At 68.5% G+C, this 20,363-nt stretch carries 22 protein-coding genes and 3 tRNA genes; 9 read left to right on the top strand and 16 right to left on the bottom strand.

What is annotated here, in order from left to right; all coding sequences use genetic code 11:
- The first annotated feature begins 15 nt into the window (after positions 1 to 15).
- Positions 16 to 723 carry a TetR/AcrR family transcriptional regulator gene (locus AWC02_RS05260; protein ID WP_085127730.1) on the top strand — a complete coding sequence of 236 codons (708 nt, stop codon included), beginning with the start codon at positions 16 to 18 and terminating at the stop codon, positions 721 to 723.
- A 54-nt stretch (positions 724 to 777) separates the two neighbouring features.
- Here AWC02_RS05260 and rplL read toward each other — a convergent pair whose 3' ends face one another.
- The 4 genes from rplL to AWC02_RS05280 form a co-directional block, all read right to left on the bottom strand.
- Positions 778 to 1,167: a 50S ribosomal protein L7/L12 gene (rplL, locus tag AWC02_RS05265; protein WP_046316910.1), complete on the bottom strand. Its 390-nt coding sequence runs from the start codon at positions 1,165 to 1,167 to the stop codon at positions 778 to 780.
- A gap of 45 nt (positions 1,168 to 1,212) precedes the next feature.
- The gene (gene rplJ / locus AWC02_RS05270; RefSeq protein WP_085127731.1) at positions 1,213 to 1,839 is read right to left on the bottom strand and encodes a 50S ribosomal protein L10; all 627 of its coding nucleotides are present in this window, start codon (positions 1,837 to 1,839) and stop codon (positions 1,213 to 1,215) included.
- 316 nt (positions 1,840 to 2,155) lie between these two features.
- Complete coding sequence (locus AWC02_RS05275) at positions 2,156 to 3,070, bottom strand: ROK family protein (RefSeq protein WP_085127732.1); 915 nt, start codon at positions 3,068 to 3,070, stop codon at positions 2,156 to 2,158.
- Complete coding sequence (locus AWC02_RS05280; protein ID WP_085127733.1) at positions 3,070 to 7,248, bottom strand: glycoside hydrolase family 38 N-terminal domain-containing protein; 4,179 nt, start codon at positions 7,246 to 7,248, stop codon at positions 3,070 to 3,072. The genes AWC02_RS05275 and AWC02_RS05280 overlap by 1 nt, the downstream gene beginning before the upstream one ends.
- Positions 7,249 to 7,351: 103 nt before the next feature.
- On the opposite strand from AWC02_RS05280, the gene AWC02_RS05285 reads away from it, so the two are divergent.
- From AWC02_RS05285 to AWC02_RS05310, 6 genes are all read left to right on the top strand, one after another.
- A complete protein-coding gene (locus tag AWC02_RS05285) occupies positions 7,352 to 7,876 on the top strand; it encodes a DinB family protein (RefSeq protein WP_085127734.1) in 525 nt (174 codons plus the stop codon).
- Between the two features lie 3 nt (positions 7,877 to 7,879).
- On the top strand, positions 7,880 to 8,482 hold the full coding sequence (locus tag AWC02_RS05290) for a DinB family protein (protein WP_085127735.1): 603 nt from the start codon (positions 7,880 to 7,882) through the stop codon (positions 8,480 to 8,482).
- 50 nt (positions 8,483 to 8,532) lie between these two features.
- Complete coding sequence (locus tag AWC02_RS05295) at positions 8,533 to 9,888, top strand: ABC1 kinase family protein (protein WP_085127736.1); 1,356 nt, start codon at positions 8,533 to 8,535, stop codon at positions 9,886 to 9,888.
- Positions 9,889 to 9,890: 2 nt separating this feature from the next.
- Positions 9,891 to 10,796, top strand: a complete 906-nt coding sequence (locus AWC02_RS05300; protein ID WP_085127737.1) for an alpha/beta fold hydrolase — start codon at positions 9,891 to 9,893, stop codon at positions 10,794 to 10,796.
- A gap of 116 nt (positions 10,797 to 10,912) precedes the next feature.
- Positions 10,913 to 11,776, top strand: a complete 864-nt coding sequence (locus tag AWC02_RS05305) for a cyclopropane mycolic acid synthase family methyltransferase (RefSeq protein WP_085127762.1) — start codon at positions 10,913 to 10,915, stop codon at positions 11,774 to 11,776.
- Positions 11,777 to 11,925: 149 nt separating this feature from the next.
- A complete protein-coding gene (locus AWC02_RS05310) occupies positions 11,926 to 12,816 on the top strand; it encodes a cyclopropane mycolic acid synthase family methyltransferase (protein ID WP_085127763.1) in 891 nt (296 codons plus the stop codon).
- 132 nt (positions 12,817 to 12,948) lie between these two features.
- Here AWC02_RS05310 and rplA read toward each other — a convergent pair whose 3' ends face one another.
- From rplA to AWC02_RS05365, 11 genes are all read right to left on the bottom strand, one after another.
- Positions 12,949 to 13,656 carry a 50S ribosomal protein L1 gene (gene rplA / locus AWC02_RS05315; protein WP_085127738.1) on the bottom strand — a complete coding sequence of 236 codons (708 nt, stop codon included), beginning with the start codon at positions 13,654 to 13,656 and terminating at the stop codon, positions 12,949 to 12,951.
- Positions 13,657 to 13,749: 93 nt separating this feature from the next.
- Positions 13,750 to 14,178 (bottom strand): 50S ribosomal protein L11, encoded by a 429-nt coding sequence (rplK, locus tag AWC02_RS05320; protein WP_024440984.1) that lies wholly within the window; start codon positions 14,176 to 14,178, stop codon positions 13,750 to 13,752.
- Between the two features lie 25 nt (positions 14,179 to 14,203).
- Positions 14,204 to 14,986 carry a transcription termination/antitermination protein NusG gene (gene nusG / locus AWC02_RS05325; protein ID WP_085127739.1) on the bottom strand — a complete coding sequence of 261 codons (783 nt, stop codon included), beginning with the start codon at positions 14,984 to 14,986 and terminating at the stop codon, positions 14,204 to 14,206.
- Between the two features lie 23 nt (positions 14,987 to 15,009).
- A complete protein-coding gene (gene secE, locus AWC02_RS05330; protein ID WP_085127740.1) occupies positions 15,010 to 15,447 on the bottom strand; it encodes a preprotein translocase subunit SecE in 438 nt (145 codons plus the stop codon).
- Between the two features lie 77 nt (positions 15,448 to 15,524).
- A tRNA-Trp gene (locus AWC02_RS05335) sits at positions 15,525 to 15,597 on the bottom strand.
- A gap of 158 nt (positions 15,598 to 15,755) precedes the next feature.
- Positions 15,756 to 16,256, bottom strand: coding sequence for a (3R)-hydroxyacyl-ACP dehydratase subunit HadC (gene hadC, locus AWC02_RS05340; protein WP_085127741.1), 501 nt, complete (start codon positions 16,254 to 16,256; stop codon positions 15,756 to 15,758).
- A 12-nt stretch (positions 16,257 to 16,268) separates the two neighbouring features.
- Positions 16,269 to 16,697, bottom strand: a complete 429-nt coding sequence (gene hadB, locus AWC02_RS05345; RefSeq protein ID WP_085127742.1) for a (3R)-hydroxyacyl-ACP dehydratase subunit HadB — start codon at positions 16,695 to 16,697, stop codon at positions 16,269 to 16,271.
- Positions 16,684 to 17,160: a (3R)-hydroxyacyl-ACP dehydratase subunit HadA gene (gene hadA / locus AWC02_RS05350; RefSeq protein WP_085127743.1), complete on the bottom strand. Its 477-nt coding sequence runs from the start codon at positions 17,158 to 17,160 to the stop codon at positions 16,684 to 16,686. The genes hadB and hadA overlap by 14 nt, the downstream gene beginning before the upstream one ends.
- An 11-nt stretch (positions 17,161 to 17,171) precedes the next feature.
- A complete protein-coding gene (gene rpmG / locus AWC02_RS05355) occupies positions 17,172 to 17,339 on the bottom strand; it encodes a 50S ribosomal protein L33 (protein ID WP_024440978.1) in 168 nt (55 codons plus the stop codon).
- A 43-nt stretch (positions 17,340 to 17,382) separates the two neighbouring features.
- Positions 17,383 to 17,456 (bottom strand) — tRNA-Met (locus AWC02_RS05360).
- A 38-nt stretch (positions 17,457 to 17,494) separates the two neighbouring features.
- A tRNA-Thr gene (locus AWC02_RS05365) sits at positions 17,495 to 17,567 on the bottom strand.
- A gap of 175 nt (positions 17,568 to 17,742) precedes the next feature.
- On the opposite strand from AWC02_RS05365, the gene AWC02_RS05370 reads away from it, so the two are divergent.
- Both AWC02_RS05370 and AWC02_RS05375 read left to right on the top strand, forming a co-directional pair.
- Complete coding sequence (locus tag AWC02_RS05370; protein ID WP_109560878.1) at positions 17,743 to 18,465, top strand: MBL fold metallo-hydrolase; 723 nt, start codon at positions 17,743 to 17,745, stop codon at positions 18,463 to 18,465.
- 11 nt (positions 18,466 to 18,476) lie between these two features.
- A complete protein-coding gene (locus AWC02_RS05375; protein ID WP_085127744.1) occupies positions 18,477 to 19,310 on the top strand; it encodes a hypothetical protein in 834 nt (277 codons plus the stop codon).
- Positions 19,311 to 19,313: 3 nt separating this feature from the next.
- Here AWC02_RS05375 and AWC02_RS05380 read toward each other — a convergent pair whose 3' ends face one another.
- On the bottom strand, positions 19,314 to 20,363 hold the full coding sequence (locus tag AWC02_RS05380; RefSeq protein ID WP_085127765.1) for a patatin-like phospholipase family protein: 1,050 nt from the start codon (positions 20,361 to 20,363) through the stop codon (positions 19,314 to 19,316).

Genomic DNA, 20,363 nt, shown 5'->3' on the forward strand with positions numbered 1-20,363 from the left:
GCCCCCTGTGCGACGATGGCAAGCGTGACTTCGCAGCCCGAGCGGACGGTGCGCGAGGACTTGCTGGCCGCGGCCCTCGCCCTGCTCGACGAACACGGTCCCGAGGCGCTGCAGACCCGCAAGATCGCCGCCGCCGCCGGAACCTCCACCATGGCGGTCTACACGCACTTCGGCGGGATGCCGCAGCTGATCGCCGCGATCACCGACGAGGGCCTGCGCCAGTTCGACGAGGCACTGACGCTGCCCGCCACCGACGATCCCGTCGCCGACCTACTGGCCACCGGGATCGTCTACCGCAGGTTCGCGCGCGATCGGCCCCACCTGTACCGGCTCATGTTCGGCAGCACCAGCGCGCACGGCATCAACGCGCCCGCCCACAACATGCTCGCGTTCGGCACCGCCGAAATCGATGCCGCGGTGCCCAGCTTCGCCCACCTGGTCCGGGGCGTGCACCGATCGATACAGGCCGGCCGCCTGCGGGTGGCGCCGAACGAGTCAGCCGAGCAGACCGACGCGGCGGTGGTGGCCGCCGCCGCGCAGTTCTGGACGGTGATGCACGGCTTCATGATGCTGGAACTGGCCGGCTACTTCGGCGAGGCGGACGACGAGGTCTACGCGGCAACCCAGATCCTGAGTCCGATGACGGTCAGTCTGCTGGTCGTCCTCGGCGATACGCCCGAGCGGGCGGCGCAGTCGCTGGCCGCGGCGCTGCACCAGGCCTGAACGGCAAAAGCCCCCGGACCCTTGCGGGCCCGGGGGCTTTGCTGCGTAGCGCTACTACTTGACGGTGACGCTGGCGCCGGCCGCCTCGAGCTTGGCCTTGGCGTCCTCGGCGGCCTCCTTGGCGACCTTCTCCAGGAGCGGCTTGGGGGCGCTGTCGACCAGGTCCTTGGCTTCCTTGAGGCCTAGGCCGGAGACGATCTCGCGGACCACCTTGATCACGCCGATCTTCTTCTCGCCGGCCGACTCCAGGATGACGTCGAACTCGGACTGCTCCTCGCCGGCCTCAGCGGCGGCGGGGGCGCCACCAGCGACGGCGGCCACAGCGACCGGAGCCGCGGCGGTGACGTCGAAGGTCTCCTCGAACTGCTTCACGAACTCCGACAGTTCCAGCAGGGTCATCTCTTTGAAGACGTCGAGCAGCTCTTCGGTGGACAATTTAGCCATGATTTCGGTCCTTTCTGATTCCGGTTAGGGAAGTTGGGATTGGGGTTATTCGGCCTCGGCCGCAGCCTCGGCGGCCTCCGCCGGAGCATCGGCCTCGGCGGGAGCCTCGGCCTCGGCCGGCGCCTCGGCAGCCGGGGCCTCGGCGGCAGGAGCTGCCTCGGCGGGCTTCTTCTCCTGCAGCGCCGCTGCCAGGCGCGCCATCTGCGATGCCGGGGCAGCGAACAGTCCGGCAGCCTTGGACAGGTTGGCCTTCATGGCACCGGCCATCTTGGCCAGCAGCACCTCGCGCGACTCCAGGTCGGCGATGCGCTCCACCTCGGCGACGGTCAGTGCCCGACCGTCCATGTAGCCGCCCTTGATGACCAGCGCCTTGTGGTCCTTGGCGAACTTCTTGATGGCCTTGGCGGCGTCGACGGGCTCACCCTGAACGAAAGCGATCGCCGTCGGACCGGCGAACAGCTCGTCGAGGCCCTCCAGCCCGGCCTCGGCAGCAGCCCGCTTGACCAGCGTGTTCTTCGCCACCGTGTAGGTGGCCGAACCGGCGAGTGATCGCCGCAGCTCCGCCAGGTTCGCCACCGTCAGACCGCGATACTCGGTGATCAGGGTGGCGGCCGACTCGTTGAACTGCTCGACGATGTCCGCGACGGCGGCGGTCTTGTCAGCCCGCGCCATGCATACCTCCTCGGGTGCTTGTCTCAGTGACACTTGTCTCGGTGACCCACCCGGGAAATGACGAACGCCCCGACGCAGGATGCGGTCGGGGCGTCACAGATACGTGCCGGCTGAGCCGGTGCCTCGTCCTCCTGCGTGGGCCGCCGGGATACTTCCCGGACCTTCAACCGATTGCTCGGTGACCGACGGTCTTCGGTGGATCGCCACTGACCATAGCCCCTCAAGTGCCGTTTGGCCAAAACGGCCCCCCGCAGCCACTCGTTGACTCTGCGCCCACCGCGGGGCCTTCTCGCACTTTGTCGTGGTGGGCGCAGAGTCAATCCAAGGAGGCCAGCGCGGCGGCGCCCACCAGCCCGGCGTCGCCGCCGAGTTCTGCGGGCACCACCTGCAGCCCGCTGAGGAAATCGAGCCGGGCCCGCTGCCCCAGCGCAGTCCGCAGCGGCCCGAACAGCACGGCCCCGGACTTGGCGACTCCCCCACCGATGACCACCAGATCCAGATCGCACACCGCCGCCACCGAGGTGATCATCACCGCCAGCGCGTCGGTGCCACGCCAGAACGCCTGCACGGCCACCGGGTCACCGGCTTGCGCAGCCGCGGCCAGCGCCTTGGCGTCGGCCACCGGGGCTTGCGGGACCCAGCCGTTGCTCAGCGCCCAGCGCACCATCGCCGGGCCGGACGCGATGGTCTCCACGCATCCGCGCCCGCCACAGCGGCACACCTCGCCCTGCGCGTCGACCACGACATGCCCGACGTGCCCCGCATTGCCGGTACGGCCGTGCAGGGGGGTGCCGTCGAGCACCAGGCCCCCGCCCACCCCGGTCGACACCACCATCCCGAGCATGGAGCGCGTGCCGCGCCCGGCGCCGTACCGGTACTCGCCGAGCGCCATGCAGACCCCGTCGCCGCCCAGCCGGACCGGCACGCCGGGCACCGCGGCGGCCACCCGGTCGCGCAGGGCGAAGCCGCGCCAGCCCGCGATATTGAGCGGGCTGACCGTACCGACGCCGACGTCGACGGGCCCGGCCGAGCCGATGCCGACCGCGTCCACCCGGCCGCCGGCGGCGTCGAGGGCGCCGGCGATCAGCTCGGCCACCACCGACCACACCACCTCGGGGCCCTGGTCGGCCCGGGTGGGCAGGGTGGCGGCGTAGGTCAGCGCCCCGCAGGAATCGACCAGGCCCACGGCGATCTTGGTTCCGCCGACGTCCAGCGCGAGGGTGGCGCCCATCAGCCGACCGTCACCGGGCTCGGCGCCAGCACCGCTATCGGCACAGCGTTCGTATAGGCCAGCGCACCCGCCCCGGCGACCCGGACCAGCGCCCACCAGGCGCCCGGCTGGGCCCACGCCGGCGGAGCGATGTCGAAGCCCAGCTCCACGCGCCCCCGGGCCGGCACGACGGCACCGACCGCCGGGGGCCCGGCCCACTCCCAGGTGCCCCAGGGACTGATCAGGTGCGCCTCGATCGCCAGGTCGGCGTGGGCGTCGGTGCCGACCGAGAACGTCAGCCGTCCAGACCGCCCCGCGGTGACCGCGAGTTCCTCGAGGTTGTCGACATAGAGCAGCCGGTCGGTGCCCGGATCCGCGACGCGCACCACCGTCACGTCTTCGACCGGCTGGGACCAGGCTGGCGGCAGCTCGCCGGACAGGTCGAGTCGCGCCCGCAGCGGGTAGAGCCCGGGGCCGGCGCCGGCCGGCACCCGCACGTGCACCGGCACGCGCAGATGCTCCCCGGGCGCCAGGTGCACCCGGTGTTCGTCCGGTGTGACGGTCCAGCCCGGCGGGCACTGCCACGTCACCGCGCCGGTCAACGTCGAGTCCACGCAGTCGCTGGCCACGGTCAGCTCGAGGGTGTGTTGCGTGCCCGGCTCGGCGTCGATCCGGTGCGGGTGCACCGCCGGGATCGCCGGCAGACCGCCCAGCGGGGCCGGGCCGCGGTTGTGCAGCCAGTACCGGGCGTACAGCGGCTGCGCCGCCTCCGCCTCCGGCGCCAGGCCGGTGGCCGCACGGCCCGCACCGCTGCCCTCGACGCGCAGGCGCGCGGTGAGCGTGGCGATCTCGCAGCCGTGCAGCCGGTCGGGAACGGGCTGCTCGAGCGGCTGTTCCAGGAGATCGGCGCGGCCCAGGACGGTGAGCGTGCCCACGTCGCTGTGCACCGCGACCGCGGCCCCGGTCCCGTGGGTCTCCACCAGCCGCAGGGTGACGGTGCTCGGGTCGACCGGCGCCGCACTGCCGCGGGCCAGCGGATTTCCCGCCGCCTTGAGCGCACCCAGGCCCACGCCGTCGCCGAGGCGCAGCAACGATCCGCTCGCCGGCAGCGGGCCACCGCCGCCGGCCGCCGGGACGGCCCGCAGCGGATCGGCGAACTGCGCGCTGCGCTCCGGGATCTGCGCGTCGCGCCAGTCGCCGTCACCGGCCACCAGTGCGTGGTCGAAGGTGTGTGTCCAGTGCTGCAGCTGGAAGGCGCTGCCGTCGGGGGCGGCCCGCCGGGGGCCGTCGGTCCACGACGCCGACGGCCAGCTGGTGCAGGAGCGCAGCAACGCGGTGTGCAGGGTTCCCGCGGTGTCGACGGCGAAACTGGGCACGCCCCGGTTGATCAGGGCGACGGTGCGCGCCTCGAAGGGCTCCATCTGCGCGCTGACGTCCTGCTCGACCTCGATCTGGGCGTCGGCCAGATCGTCGGCCAACCGGGCGATCTCGGCCGCCAGCCCGTCGTCGTCGCGGGCGGCGAGCACCAGCACCGGCAGGGCGCGCGGGTGCGTCAGGTCGGCTCCGGGAACCCAGGCCCGCGCCAGCGAGGTCTGCGCCGGAACCCACACCCTGGCCCGGCCGTGCCGCTCGAGCTGGCCGCGCAGCTCGGCGGTGTACGCCGGATCGGCGTCTGACAGCACCGCCCGGGTGAAACCGTTGCGGTCCGGCCCGCCCAGGACGATGCGGACGTCGGGCAGGTTGGAGTCGACGCCGAGGTCGCCGTAGCGGGGCCCCTCGGCATGCGAACAGGTGGCGGTGACTCCGCGCCGCACCAGCGCGACCATCAACTCCCGCGGCGACGCGAAACCGGCCGGGTGGACGACTTCGGCCACCGACACCGCTGCGCTGCCGCCGCCGGCGTTGATCCGGACGGTCGCCGACAGGCCGAACCACCGGTGGGCGGAGGTGTCCAGGGTGCGGGGGTGCTGTGCCGTGTCCACCGAACGCCCACTGGGCTCGTGCAGGACGGCGAAGCCGCGTCCGATCACCGCGTCTGCCACCTCGGCGACGGGCTTGGCGCCGGGGATCGGGCAGGGCCACCGCAGCCGCAGCAGGTGGTCGGCCCCGGTGAACTCGTGCACGGTCGTGGCACAGTCCACCCGGTCCACCCCGTGCCACAGGGTCAGTGTCTGGGTGTAGGCCAGCACGTCGCGGATCCGGCCGGACACCACCAGCCGCTGCCCCAGCGGGCCGTGCTGGGCCTGCACGGTCACGGCGGTGGCGACCGCCGAGGTGAACAGGTTGCCGCTGGGCACCAGATGCCACGGCCCCTCACCGGACTGTGGGTGCCGGGGGTATTCGTCGTAGACGGCGAGCTGGTTGCCCAATCCGCCGTCGACGATCATCTCGCGGCCCCGGTGGCGCCACGACGTAATGCCGCCACCGCGGGCCGGGTCCGCGACCAGCCGGTGGTGCTCGTTGCCGATCTCGGTGCCGGCCACCGGCCGCCAGCCGCGGGCATCCGGGGCGGGGATCACCCGGTAGGACCGCCAGCCCAGCGACGGCACGTCACGTGCCAGCCAGCTCAGCGTGCTGCCCCCGTGGTCGATGTGGGCGGGCAGCTCGGCGCCGTCGGAGTCGATGACTCGGGCACCGGCCGTCAGCGGTTCCGCCAGGTGCACGGTGACGATGTCGGTCCGGTCCCGGGCCACCGGGTTCCACACCACCACGTGCTGTCCGTCGTGACCGGTGTCCACCAGCCCCGACAGCGCCGCCAGAGCCTGGTCGCGGGCGTCGGTGCCCAGCTGCCAGGCATCCCGCCAGCCGGTCAGCAGGTCCAGATAGACCTGGTCGGCCTCCGAGCCGGTGATCGCGTCGTGGTGGGCGCCGTAACACAGTTGCGCCCAGGCCTTGGCCAGGGCCGCGTCCGGATAGGGAGCGCCGGTCAGGGCCGCGGCGAACACCGCGAAGCGCTCCGCGCCGAGCGTCGCCTGTTCGGCGGCCCGGTTGGCCTGCTTGGTGTCGATGTAGGACACGTGGCAGCCGGTGTAGATCGGGTTCATGTCGCGGGTCTGCGGGGAGGGTTGGGCCCCGCGCCGGCGCAGGTCGGCGCGCACCGCGGCGAAGAACTCGCGCGGCAGGGCGCAGATGAACCTCGGCCAGGTGTAGCGGGCGTTCCAGTCCCGGTGGATCTGGGTGATCCACCGATTGGGCGGAGTGAAATCGGTGCCCACCGGCAACAGGACGTTGCGGGTGGCGGCCACCTTCTTCATCTCGACGAACAGCCCGTAGACGTCGTCCTGCGCGGCCGCCAGCGACGCGCTGGCGTCCATCCACCAGCCGGCCGCGTAGTGCGCGGGCATGTAGTGGGTCAGCAGGCCGCGCCCCGACGGCGCGATCCATTCGAACTCGGATGCGAACTGCATCCGCCGGGGATCGCCGCGGTCTGCCATCGGGCCCCACTGGTGAAACGGTCCGCGGGCCCAGGCGCTGGACGTCAGCCCGGCGTCGGCGGCCAGCCCGGGGAACTGGGGATCGTGGCCGAACACGTCCAGCTGCCAGGCCGTGACCGGATCAGCGCCCATGACGTCGCGCTGGAAACCCATCCCGGCCACCAGGTTGCGAATCGTGGTCTCGGCGTCGGTGAGATTCGTCGACGGCTCGTTGTACGTGCCGCCCATCACCTCGACCCGGCCCTGCGCCATCAGCCGGCGCAGTTCGGCGCGATCCTGCGGGTGGGTGTCCCAGTAGGGCTTGAGGTAGTCCACCTCGGCCAGGACGAACTTGTACTCGGGGTTCTCGCGCGCCCAGTCCAGGTGGGCGCGCACCAGGTCGAAGCCGTTGGTCTGCCGGCACGCCCCGAGCGGGTGCTCGGTCCACACGCTGGTGTAGTTGGCCTGGGTGTTCCACCACACCGGGTCGTAGTGGAAGTGGCCGATCATGAACAGGGTCCAGCCGGGCTCGGCCACGGTGAAGGTGAAGGCGATGCCGTTGGCCCGCGCGGCCCGTTGCTGGCCGGGCGTCGGGTCGGCGACCGTCACCGGCACCTCCAGGACACCGCTGCCCGGCTCGGCCGTCGCTTCCCCGGCCAGGCCGTCTCCCTCGATGCGGACCGCAGCACCCACGGCGGCGTCGCGGTAGCCGACGCGGACCAACTGCACGGGCGCCCCGGGGGGCCCGACGAACTTCTCGGTCGATTCGACGTCGAGGATCCGCATGCCACAACGCTACGGATGCGCGCCCCGCCGGCGGAGCCTTTCGGCGCCCGTCCGCATTCGGTGTGGGTGGCTCAATGTCGGACCCGGCTGGCAGGCTCGGGTCATGCCCGCCTGGAGTGACTTGCTGGCCGACCAGCTCGACTGGCACTGGAAAAACCAGCTGCGCCCGAGACTGGACGGCCTCACCGACGACGAGTACCTGTGGGAGCCGGTGGCCGGCTGCTGGACCGTCCGCCGTGACGGCATCGACTTTGCCTTCCCGGCGCCCGAGCCGGCGCCCTTCACCACCATCGCCTGGCGGATGGCGCACGTCATCGTCGGCGTGTTCGCCGTGCGCAACCATCACCACTTCGGCGGGCCGCCGGCCGACTACCAGAGCTGGACCTACGCCCTCGACGCCGCCACCGCGCTGTGCCAGCTCGATGACGCCTACGCAGGCTGGATGGCCGGTGTGCGCGGCCTCGATGCGTCCGCCTTGGACCGGCCCATCGGCGCGGCGGAGGGGCCGTGGGCCGACCACACCATGGCGGAGCTGGTCGTACACATCCACCGCGAAGCCATCCATCACGGAGCAGAAATCGCCTGCCTGCGTGACCTGTACACGCACCGACTCGAGCGAAAGGACTAGACCATGCCTGGGCTTGCCTCACCGGTGACCGACGAACGCGACGCGCTGCGCCAATTTGTGGCCTATCACCAAAGCGCCTACTTCGCGGTGGCCTACGGCCTGACCGACGAGCAGGCGCGTGCCACCCCGACCGCCAGTTCCCTGTCGATCGGCGCTTTGATCAAGCACGCCACCGGGATGCAACGCAGCTGGATGTCCCGCGTCGCCGCCGCACCGGCAGCGCCGGCCGCAGACAGCCGAACGGGCGAGGAGAGGGCCCGCGAATACCAGGACGAGTACGTACTGCGCCACGACGAAAGCCTCTCCGGGGCGCTGGAGGCGTTCGCGGCACAAAACGCCGAGACACTCCGCCTGCTGGAGTCCGCCGACCTCGACGCCGCGGTGCCGGTACCGCGTGACGCACCGTGGTTTCCCGCCGACGTCGACGCGTGGACGGTGCGCTGGGTCTTCCATCACGTGATCAACGAGCTGGCGCGGCATGCCGGGCACGCCGACATCATCCGGGAAAGCATCGACGGGGCCACCATGTACGAACTGATCGCCGGGTTCGAAGGCTGGGAACCGACCGCATGGCTGGCCCCCTGGCGACCGGGCGCCACGGCGTAGCACAGTGCGCTGGCGGAGAACTTCCGCCGCTGATTTGGCAGACTGCAGCAATGAGTTCGACCCCACCCCGCCAGGTCGCCCAGCTCGATCGGGTGCCGTTGCCGGTTGAGGCGGCCCGCATCGGTGTGACGGGCTGGCAGCTCGCCCGCGCCGCCACCCGTGTTTTCACCCGGCTGCTCTCGCCGGGGCCGATTCAGCAGAAGGTGATCCGCGAGCTGCCCCAGACGTTCGCCGACTTGGGTCCCACCTACGTCAAGTTCGGCCAGATCATCGCCTCGAGCCCCGGCGCGTTCGGCGAGCCGCTGTCGCGGGAGTTCCGCGGGCTGCTCGACGCCGTCCCCCCTGCCGACCCGGCCGAAGTCCACCAGTTGTTCGTCGAAGAACTGGGCGCCGCGCCGCAGGAGCTGTTCGCCAAGTTCGACGAGACCCCGATCGCATCGGCGTCGATCGCCCAGGTGCACTTCGCCACCCTGCACAGCGGCGAGGAGGTGGTGGTCAAGATCCAGCGACCGGGCATCCGCCGCCGGGTCGCCGCCGACCTGCAGATCCTCAAGCGGTTCGCGCAGCTGGTCGAGCTGGCCAAGCTGGGCCGGCGGCTGTCGGCCGGGGATGTGGTCGCCGATTTCGCCGACAACCTGGCCGAGGAACTGGATTTCCGCATCGAGGGCCAATCGATGCAGACCTGGGTCTCGCATCTGCACGCCTCTCCCCTGGGCCGCAACATCAAGGTGCCCGACGTGCACTGGGACTTCACCAGCGAGCGGGTCCTGACCATGGAGCGGGTGTCGGGGCTGCGCATCGACGACGCGCCCGCCATCCGCAAGGCCGGATTCGACGGCGTGGAGCTGGTCAAGGCACTGCTGTTCTCCACCTTCGAGGGCGGACTGCGGCACGGGCTGTTCCACGGCGACCTGCACGCCGGCAACCTGCTGGTCGACGACCAGGGCCGGGTGGTGTTCCTGGACTTCGGCATCATGGGGCGCATCGACCCGCGCACCCGCTGGCTGCTGCGCGAGCTGGTGTATGCGCTGCTGGTCAAAAAGGACCACGCCGCCGCCGGCAAGATCGTGGTGCTGATGGGTGCGGTGGGCACCGTCAAGCCCGAGGGTCAGGCCGCCAAAGACCTCGAGGCGTTCGCCACGCCACTGACCATGAAGTCGCTGGGCGACATGTCGTACGCCGAGATCGGTCGGCAGCTCGGGGCACTGGCCGACGCCTACGACGTCAAGCTGCCGCGTGAGCTGGTTCTGATCGGCAAGCAGTTCCTCTATGTGGAGCGGTACATGAAGCTGCTGGCCCCGCGCTGGCAGATGATGTCGGATCCGCAGCTGACCGGCTACTTCGCCAACTTCATGGTCGATGTCAGCCGCGAGCACAAAGACCACACCGAAGAGCCGGGAGTCTGACCGTGGAGATACGCAGCGGCCGCGCCCGCTCGGGGGATCTGGAGATCTTCTACGAAGACTTGGGCAACCCCGAGGATCCCCCGGTGCTGCTGGTGATGGGACTGGGAGCCCAACTGCTGCTGTGGCGCACCGGCTTCTGCGAGAAGCTGGTGGCCCAGGGCCACCGGGTGATCCGCTTCGACAACCGCGACGTCGGCCTGTCCAGCAAGCTCGACCACCACCGCGGACGTGACGCGGTGGTCCCGCGCATGGCCCGGTTCTGGCTGGGTAAGCCCAGCCCGGCGCCCTACACCCTCGAAGACATGGCCGACGACGCCGCCGCCCTGCTGGACCACCTGGGTATCGAGCAGGCGCATGTGGTCGGCGCCTCGATGGGGGGCATGATCGCGCAGGTGTTCGCGGCCCGGTTCGCCACCCGGACCCGTTCGCTGGCCATCATCTTCTCCAGCAACAACCGGCGTTTCCTGCCGCCGCCGGCGCCGCGGGCGCTGATGGCGCTGCTGACCGGACCGTCGCCGGACTCCCCGCGCGAGGTGATCATCGACAATGCGGTGCGAGCCAGCCGGATCATCGGCAGCCCCGGTTACCCGACGCCGGAAGAGAAACTGCGGGCCAACATCATCGAGGCCTACGAGCGCAGCTACTACCCGTGGGGGATCGCCCGCCAATTCGGGGCCATCCTGGCCAGCGGCAGCCTGGCCGCCTACGACCGGCTGATCACGGCGCCCACCGTGGTCATCCACGGCCTGGCCGACAAGCTCATGCGCCCGGCGGGAGGACGCGCGATCGCCGAGACCATCGAATCGGCACGCCTGGTCTTGTTCGAGGGTATGGGCCACGACCTGCCCGAAGAGCTCTGGGACCCGTTGATCAGCGAGCTGACCACCACATTTGCTGCAGGACGGTAACCAGGCCCGGCCACGCGGCAGTGGTCAAAGCCACGCCGAAGTGCTCCGAACGGACCAGCAACGGTAGTCTGACCACACCCTCCCCCTCATGAGACAGATCGCGAGTGAACACAGCCATGCCGAAATTGGAACCAAAGTACGAGGAACTTCAGTCGATCTACGACATCTCCAACGAGTTCTACGAGCTGTTCCTGGGTCCGACAATGGGCTACACCTGCGGGTTCTATCCCGACAAGGACACCACCTGCGACGAGGCGCAGATCGCCAAGTTCGACCTGGCGCTGGGCAAACTGGGCCTGGAGCCCGGCATGACACTGCTCGACGTGGGCTGCGGCTGGGGGGGCTGCCTGCAGCGCGCGCTGGAGAAGTACGACGTCAACGTCATCGGACTCACCCTCAGTGGTGAGCAGCGCCAGTACGCCATCGACAGGCTGGCCAAGGTGGAGACGAACCGCAACGTCGAGGTGCGACTGCAGGGCTGGGAGGAGTTCACCGACAAGGTGGACCGGATCGTGTCGATCGGCGCGTTCGAGCACTTCGGCCGCGACCGCTGGTCGGCCTTCTTCGAGACCGCCTACAACGCGCTGCCCGACGACGGCCGGATGCTGCTGCACACGATCACCGCGATCAGCGGGCAGGACGAGGCCCAGGAAAAGGGCATCCCGATGACCATGTCGCTGGCCAAGTTCACCCTGTTCATCATGAGGGAGATCTTCCCCGGCGGTCAGCTTCCGTCGGCGTGGTTGCCCCGCAAGTACGCCGCCGACGCCGGTTTCACCGTGACCCGGGACGACGAGATCGGGCCGCACTACGTACGCACCCTGCAGGACTGGGCAGCGATGCTGGCGGCGAACAAGGAGCGGGCGATCGAGGTGCAGGGCCAGGAGGCTTACGACCGCTTCGACAAGTACCTCAACGGCTGTGTGGCACTGTTCCAAAACGGAAACACCAGCGTCCACCAGTACACGCTGCAGAAATAACCCCGGATTGGCCTGCCGCGGGTTCCGGCTTGGCTACATTTCACGTCAACGGATTCACCCCCCGACCCGTTAAGCTTCAACAGTTGACCGGCGTGGCGGACATCACGTCCGGTCACAGCAGGTTTCATCAGGAAGGCAATCAGTTACACATGGTGGACAAAGCGACAGACACCGCGGAGATGCGTCCGAAGTTCGAAAATATCCAGGCCCACTACGACCTGTCGGACGATTTCTTCGCACTGTTCCAGGACCCGAGCCGCACCTACAGCTGCGCATACTTCGAGCCGCCGGATGCCACCTTGGCGGAGGCTCAGATCGCCAAGCTCGACCTGAACCTGGACAAGCTGGACCTGCGTCCCGGTATGACGCTGCTGGATGTCGGTTGCGGCTGGGGCGCGACCATGAAGCGGGCCGTCGAGAAGTACGACGTCAACGTGATCGGCCTGACCCTGTCGAAGAACCAGCGCGCCTACACCCAGGGCCTGCTGGACGCCATCGACACCGACCGGTCGCGGCGCGTCCTGCTGCAGGGCTGGGAGCAGTTCCACGAGCCGGTGGACCGGATCGTGTCGATCGAGGCCTTCGAGCACTTCGGTTTCGAGAACTACGATGCGTTCTTCAAGAACTGTTATGACATCATGCCGGCCGACGGGCGGATGGCCATCCAGAGCAGCGTGAGCTTCCACCCCTATGAGCTCAACGCGCGCGGCAAGAAACTGACGTTCGAGACCGCCCGGTTCATCAAGTTCATCCTGACCGAGATCTTCCCGGGCGGGCGGCTGCCCACCACCAAGATGATGGTGGAGCACGGCGAGAAGGCCGGTTTCACCGTGCCCGAAGCACTTTCGCTGCGACCGCACTACATCAAGACACTGAAGATGTGGGGCGACGCGCTGGAGGCCCACCACGACGAGGCGGTCGCCATCCAGTCCGAAGAGGTCTACCAGCGCTACATGAAGTACCTGCGCGGCTGCGAGTACTACTTCACCGACGAGAGCCTGGACGTCAGTCTGGTCACCTACGTCAAGCAACCCGCCTGATCCCAGCGCACCGCGAAAAGCCCCCGCACGCCGACGCGTGACGGGGGCTTTTCGGTGGGGCTTCCCCAACCCCCCTGCGCACAGCGAAAAGCCCCCGCACGCAAGCGCGTGACGGGGGCTTTTCGGTGCGTCTTATTCGGCCGCGAAGTTGCGGGTCACGGTCGGGTCCACCGGGATGCCGGGGCCCGTCGTGGTCGAGATGGTGACCTTCTTGAGGTAGCGGCCCTTGGAGGACGACGGCTTGAGCCGCAGCACCTCATCGAGGGCGGCCCCGTAGTTCTCGGCCAGGTTCTTCTCGTCGAAGGACGCCTTGCCGATCACGAAGTGCAGGTTGGCCTGCTTGTCCACCCGGAAGTTGATCTTGCCGCCCTTGATGTCGGCGACGGCCTTGGCGACATCGGGGGTGACAGTGCCGGTCTTGGGGTTGGGCATCAGGCCACGCGGGCCCAGCACACGGGCGATCCGGCCCACCTTGGCCATCTGGTCCGGGGTGGCGATCGCGGCGTCGAAGTCGAGGAACCCGCCCTGGATCTTCTCGATCAGGTCGTCGCTGCCGACCACGTCGGCGCCGGCGGCGATGGCCTGCTCGGCCTTCTCGCCGACTGCGAAGACCGCCACGCGCGCGGTCTTACCGGTGCCGTGCGGCAGGTTGACGGTGCCGCGCACCATCTGGTCGGCCTTACGCGGGTCGACACCCAGCCGGATGGCCACCTCGACGGTGGCGTCCTGCTTGGTCGACGACGTCTCCTTGGCCAGTTTCGCCGCCTGCAGCGGGGTGTAGAGGTTGTCGCGGTCCACCTTCTCGGCGGCGGCGCGGTAGGCCTTGCTGGTCTTGCTCATCGGTGATCCAATCTCGTGGTTGGTTGTGGTTGGCGGGCCGAAGCTGGCCCTCCCACGTACTTGCTTCTCGGTCGATTCGCCGAGGTACTGCTGCTACTCGACGGTGATGCCCATGGAGCGGGCGGTACCGGCGATGATCTTGGCGCCCGCCTCGATGTCGTTGGCGTTGAGGTCGGCCTTCTTGGTCTCGGCGATCTCGCGCACCTGGTCCCAGGTCACCTTGGCGACCTTGGTCTTGTGCGGCTCGGCCGAACCCTTGGCGATACCGGCCGCCTTGAGCAGCATCCGCGCCGCGGGCGGGGTCTTGAGCGCAAACGTGAAGCTGCGGTCCTCGTAGACGGTGATCTCCACGGGGATGACGTTGCCGCGCTGGCTCTCCGTCGCGGCGTTGTACGCCTTGCAGAATTCCATGATGTTGACGCCGTGCTGACCAAGTGCGGGTCCGACCGGCGGCGCGGGGTTGGCCTCGCCTGCCTTGATCTGAAGCTTGATCAGCCCGGCGACCTTCTTCTTCGGGGCCATGAGAGGGTGTTTCCTTTCCTGCGTACTAAATCTTTGAGACCTGGTTAAAGGCCAGTTCCACGGGTGTCTCGCGACCGAAGATGGACACCAGCACCTTGAGCTTCTGCTGCTCGGCGTTGACCTCGCTGATCGAGGCGGGCAGCGTGGCGAACGGGCCGTCCATCACGGTGACCGACTCGCCGACTTCGTAGTCGACCTCGATGATGGGCCGCTCCAGACCGCCCTCGGCGGCGGCGGCCGCGGCACTGGCCGTGCCACGCGCCTGCTTCTTGGCTCCGCCCTGCGGCAGCAGGAACTTGACCACGTCGTCCAGCGGCAGCGAGGTCGGCCGCGAGGTGGCGCCGACGAACCCGGTCACGCCCGGGGTGTTGCGCACCGCCGACCAGGAGTCGTCGGTGAGATCCATGCGAACCAGGATGTAGCCCGGCAGCACCTTGCGGTTGACCTGCTTGCGCTGGCCGTTCTTGATCTCGGTGACCTCTTCGGTGGGAACCTCCACCTGGAAGATGTAGTCGCCGACGTCCAGGTTCTGCACGCGGGTCTCGAGGTTGGCCTTCACCTTGTTCTCGTAGCCGGCGTAGGAGTGGATGACGTACCAGTCGCCCGGCTTGGAGCGCAGCTCGGCCTTCAGCGCCGCCGCGGGGTCGAGTTCCTCGGCCGGCTCGTCCTGGGCAGCCTCTGCGGTTTCTGCGGATTCTGGGGCGTCAGACTCGGTGGCCTGCACCGCGGAGTCCTCAGCGGGAACCTCGGTGCTCGCCGCCACGTCGACCGGCTCGCCCGCAGGCGTATCGCCGTCGAAGGTAGTCACGGTTGTCAGTCCTTCCTATAACTTCACTCGCCGAACACCAGCAGCACCAGCCGGGCGAATCCGTAGTCAGCCCCGGCGACCAACGCCACCATGAAGACCAGGAACGCCAGCACCACCGCGGTGTAGGTGACCATCTGCTTGCGGTTCGGCCAGATCACCTTGCGAAGTTCGCCGACGACCTGCTTGAGAAAGTTGAGTACGTAGACGAACGGGTTGCGCGAGGGCCCCTCGGACTTCTTCTTGGCCTTTTTCTTGGCGGCCTTCTCGTCGTCGGCGCCCAGCTCGGTGGCGGTGGAGTCCACGTCTTCGACGCCGTCACCTGCAGCACGACGGCGCGAACGCTTGCCGGTGGGCCGCAGCGGGTCGCCGACCTGCCTGTTCGCCACGGCCGTGCGACTGCTGCGGCCGGATTCGGCATCGCTGTCGCCGTCGGCTGCGGGACGGTCGAGCTCGTCGGTCACCGCATGCTCCTTCGTTGTTCGCGCTTACCTCATTGCCGGACCGCGCCTGGTGTCCAGTGTCCACCATGGCACGTCAGCAGGGGCGACAGGACTTGAACCTGCAACCTGCGGTTTTGGAGACCGCTGCTCTGCCAGTTGAGCTACGCCCCTTCGCGGTTGGCGTACCAACCTGCGGGTTCGGAAGCTTCGCCTGTGCGCCGTCTCCGGCTCACACAATTCGCGCGCCCCCCGTTCGCTCACGGAAAGCGCGCTAATGCTGGGAAAACCCCGAGGTCCGAGTGTACCCCGCCACGACGGCCAGTTACTAATCAGGCTGTTCGGACGACCTGACCGGATTCCGCATCCCACCGGAGGTTGACCGAATCGTCACCGTCGTGACCCATCATCGTGGTGAACGCCTCCAGCACCACGTCGCCGTTCTCGTCGGTCAAGATGTTGCGGGTGGTGACGATGTCAGCCCCGAACCGCTCGTTGACCGAGGCGATCTCCATCCGGGCGAACAGCTTGGTGCCGGCCTTGATCGGCTTGTGGTAGGTGAACCCCTGGTCGACCTGCACCATCTGCATGGTGGTGTAGCCGGTGTCGACGTGCCGGAAGAAGTCGGACTGCACGAGCTTGGCCAGCGTCGCCACGAAGGTGGGCGGTGCCACCAGCGCGTCGTAGCCCAGTTCGGCCGCGGCCTCCTCATCGAAGCAGGCGGGATCTTCGGCTTTGACCGAGCGGGCGAACTCGCGGATCTTCTCGCGGCCCACCACGAACGGCTCGGGGTAACGCCAGATCATGCCCCGGATATCAGTCTTGATCGCCATAGCCGCGCCTCTCTAGGCCAGCTTGGCGGAGGCCACCGCCCGCCCGAAGATCTTCTTTCCGCCGGTGGTGGCGGTGAGCGCGATGGTCACCGTCTTGGTCTCCGGGTCGGCGGACTTGATCCGGCCGCTGAAGGTGATCTCGGCACCCTTGCCGTCGTTGGGCACCGGCACCACCGCGGTGAAGCGCACGTTGTACTCGGTCACCGCGCCCGGGTCGCCCACCCAGGCGGTGACGTAACCGCCGCCGAGCCCCATGGTCAGCATGCCGTGGGCGATGGCGGTGTCCAGGCCCACCTGCTGGGCGATCTCGTCGTCCCAGTGGATCGGGTTGAGGTCGCCGGACACCCCGGCGTAGTTGACCAAGTCCTGTCGCGACAGCGGGATGACCCGCTCGGGCAGCTGATCGCCGACCTTGACCGAACTGAACTCACGCAACGGCATCGGTGAATCCCTTATCTCCATCGCCGGCGCGACCCGCCAGCGTCGTGTACGTCTGCTGCACGATGTCACCGGCCTCGTCGGTGACTACCTGCTTGGTCATGATGATGTCGGTACCGTGCGCGCGGCGGATCGACTCCACCGACACGTCGCAGTACAGCCGGTCGCCTTCTTTGATCGGCCGATGGAATTCCACCTTCTGGTCCACCTGGACGATCTGGGCGTCGTCGGTGGTGACACCACAGTGCTCGAAGAACGCCGAAATGGCCTTGTGCCCGAAAACCGAGATGAAGGTCAGCGAGGCGACCAGGCCGTCATAGCCCTGTGCAGCGGCCGCCCGCAGGTCGAAGCTGGCCGGATCCACCGCTTTGACCGCGCGGGCGTACTCCCGGATCTTCTCCCGCTCCACCTCGTAGTAGTCGGGGTAGCGAAACTGCGCCCCGGCGAGGCGATCTGCCAACGACACGCCGGACCTGCTTAGCGAGATTCGCGGTGCGACTCGTGCTTGCCGCAGTTGGGGCAGAATTTCTTCAGCTCCAGCCGGTCGGGGTCGTTACGGCGGTTCTTCTTGGTGATGTAGTTGCGGTGCTTGCACACCTCACAGGCCAAGGTGATCTTCGGCCGCACATCGGTGCTGGAGGCCACGTCAGCTGCCCTCTTTCATCTGTTGTTGCGCTGGTTCTCGTAGTAGCGATGGCCGGACTTGAACCGGCGACCTAACGATTATGAGTCGTTCGCTCTAACCAACTGAGCTACATCGCCGCGGGTAATACACCTGCCAGCAGGCCCGGCGTCCACCGAGCCCCCTAACGGAATCGAACCGTTGACCTTTTCCTTACCATGGAAACGCTCTGCCGACTGAGCTAAGGGGGCCTTGCCTCCAGCGCCCTTTCGGGTGCTGCAAGCCTGTAGAAGGTTACAACCTCGCCCACGAGGTCACCAAACCGCACCGGAAGAACCCGGCCGAGCGCCCTGCACGGCGGGGGTGTTGAGGCGTTGCATGCGTGCCCGGCTTCGCCGCGCCGCCCACGGCCGCTGCTTTAGGCTGATGGACGTGGCAGAACCCGACCGGCTGTATTTCCGCCAACTGCTCTCCGGACGCGACTTCGCCGCCGGTGACCCGATGGCCGCCCAGATGCGCAACTTCGCCTATCTGATCGGCGACCGCGCGACCGGCGAGGCCGTGGTGGTCGACCCGGCCTACGCCGCCGGCGACCTGCTCGACACCCTCGAGGCCGACGGCATGCGCCTTGCCGGCGTGCTGGTCACCCATCACCACCCCGACCACGTGGGCGGCAAGATGATGGGTTTCGAACTCAAGGGGCTCGCCGAGCTGCTCGAGCGAGTCAGCGTTCCGGTGCACGTGAACACCCATGAAGCCCAGTGGGTTTCGCGGGTCACCGAAATTCCCATGACCGACCTGACCGCACATGATCACGGCGACAGGGTCAGCGTCGGCGCCGTCGACATCGAGCTGTTGCACACCCCCGGACACACCCCCGGCAGTCAGTGCTTCCTGGTGGACGGCCGGCTGGTCGCGGGCGACACGTTGTTCCTGGAAGGCTGTGGCCGGACCGATTTCCCCGGCGGCGACTCCGACGAGATGTTCCGCAGTCTGCAGCAGTTGGCCGCACTGCCGGGCGACCCGACGGTGTTCCCCGGGCACTGGTATTCGGCTGATCCGAGCGCCGCACTGTCGGAAGTCAAGCGTTCCAACTACGTATTCAGCGCCGCAAACCTGGACAGGTGGCGCATGCTGATGGGCGGATGAGGGGAAAGCCGATGGATTCAGTCGAGGACCGCTTGTACGACGTTGCCCACGCGAGCGCGACCACCTGGCTGGCCTGGGCCGCGTGGCTGGCCATCGTCATCACGGTGCTGGCGCTGATCTATCTGAACCGTCAATTGCAGCGCAACCGCAGGCTGGCGGCCGAGCAGACCCGTCCGCATGTGGCGATGTTCATGGAGCCGCACGCCGCGGACTGGCACGTCATCGAGCTGGTGGTCCGCAACTTCGGCAAGACCGCCGCCTACGACATCCGGTTCGCGTTCGACCAGCCGCCCACCGTTGCCCGCTACGAAACCGCCTCCGACGGCTATGCCGACGTGGTGGCGCTGCAACTGCCCGAGGAACTGACGGTACTGGCGCCCAACCAGGAGTGGCGGACGGTCTGGGACTCGGCGATCGACCGCGCTGAGCTGGGCGAGGGCATCGAGTCGCGCTTCACCGGCACGGTCAGCTACGCCGACTGCCCCGACGAACCCAAGGGCTGGTTCGGCCGCCGCGGCAAGAAACCCCGCTACGAGAACAAGGTGGTCCTGGACTGGGGGGATCTGCCGCCGGTGCGGCGCGTCGAGTTGATGACGACGCACGACCTGGCCAAGCGGGAGAAGCAGAAGCTGGAACTGCTGCGCAGTCTGCTCAGCTACTTCCACTACGCCAGCAAGGAGACCCGCCCGGACGTGTTCCGTGCGGAGATCGAGCGGATCAACGGGGCAGCCCGCGAGATCCAGGATCGGCTGCGCGGTCGCGAGCAGCTCGAGGCCGCCGGCAACACCGACATCACGGTGCGGCTCGGCGACGCCAGCGCCGAGCTGGGCAAACACCGCAACTGAGCGTCAGTTCGGACCCACCGGCGGGTCCGGGTAGTGCGCCGCGCGGAACCGCTGCAGATACGCCGCCCAGTCCCAGGTCGATAAGAACTCGCTCGCCGCGGCGTAGCCGTTGTCGTAGAGCCTTTCGAGCCGGTCGCGGGAGATGCCGAAGTCCAGGACGCTGACGTCGGTGGAGTTGACCTTGATGGCGCGGACACTGACCCAGGGCTGGTTCAGATAGGTCTGGTCGTGGCCGACCAGCATGGTGCTGATCAGGTTCTCCAGCAGCAGTGCCTGCCCGAACAGCCGCAGCGGGCGCAGCACCGGAACCATGGCGCCCACGCCGTCGGAGATCTCCGGGACCACGGTGACACCGAAGGTGGGCCACTTCGGCGGTCTGCCGTCGAGCCGGTCGAAGGTGTAGATCGGGAAGTTCGACAGCACCCCGCCGTCGACGAGGGTGGATCGCAGGCCGGCAGCGCTGGTCAGCGTCACCGGGCGGTAGAAGAACGGGACCGCCATCGAGGCACGCACCGCGTCGGCCACCGATTGCTCGTCGGGGTCGAGCCCGTACACCCGCCGGTAGTCCCACGGCAGCCGCACCAGCTGACCGGTGGTCACATCGGTCACGGTGACCACAGCTCGGTAGCGCCGTTCGGGCATCAGGTCATCGGCGGGGTAGGCCAGATCGCCCCAGGTATGCACGCCCAGGTTCGCCAGCTCGCCGCGGATCCACCGGTGGGCGGCGTCGCCGCGATAGAGGGCGGTGTCCCGCAGGAATCCCCACACCGGCCCCACCAGGGGGAGGGGAACCGCGTCGCGCCATGAACGCAGCGGCACCGACAGCGCCAGCTCTTTGACCTGTGCGGCGGTCAGCTGGTCGCCCTGGCTGGCTGCGGCCAGGATCGTGCCCACCACTGAACCTCCGGACACCCCGGAGATGCGCTGCACCGAGTAGCCGGCGTCCATCAGCGCGACCACCGCTCCGACCAGTCCGACAAATCGCACTCCCCCGCCCGACAACACCAGGTCGGCGGTCAGCGGCGGGATGTCGCGCGCGCGGCGGGCGGCCAT

Origin of the sequence: Mycolicibacter engbaekii (genome assembly GCF_002101585.1) — a bacterium.
GTDB lineage: Bacteria > Actinomycetota > Actinomycetes > Mycobacteriales > Mycobacteriaceae > Mycobacterium > Mycobacterium engbaekii.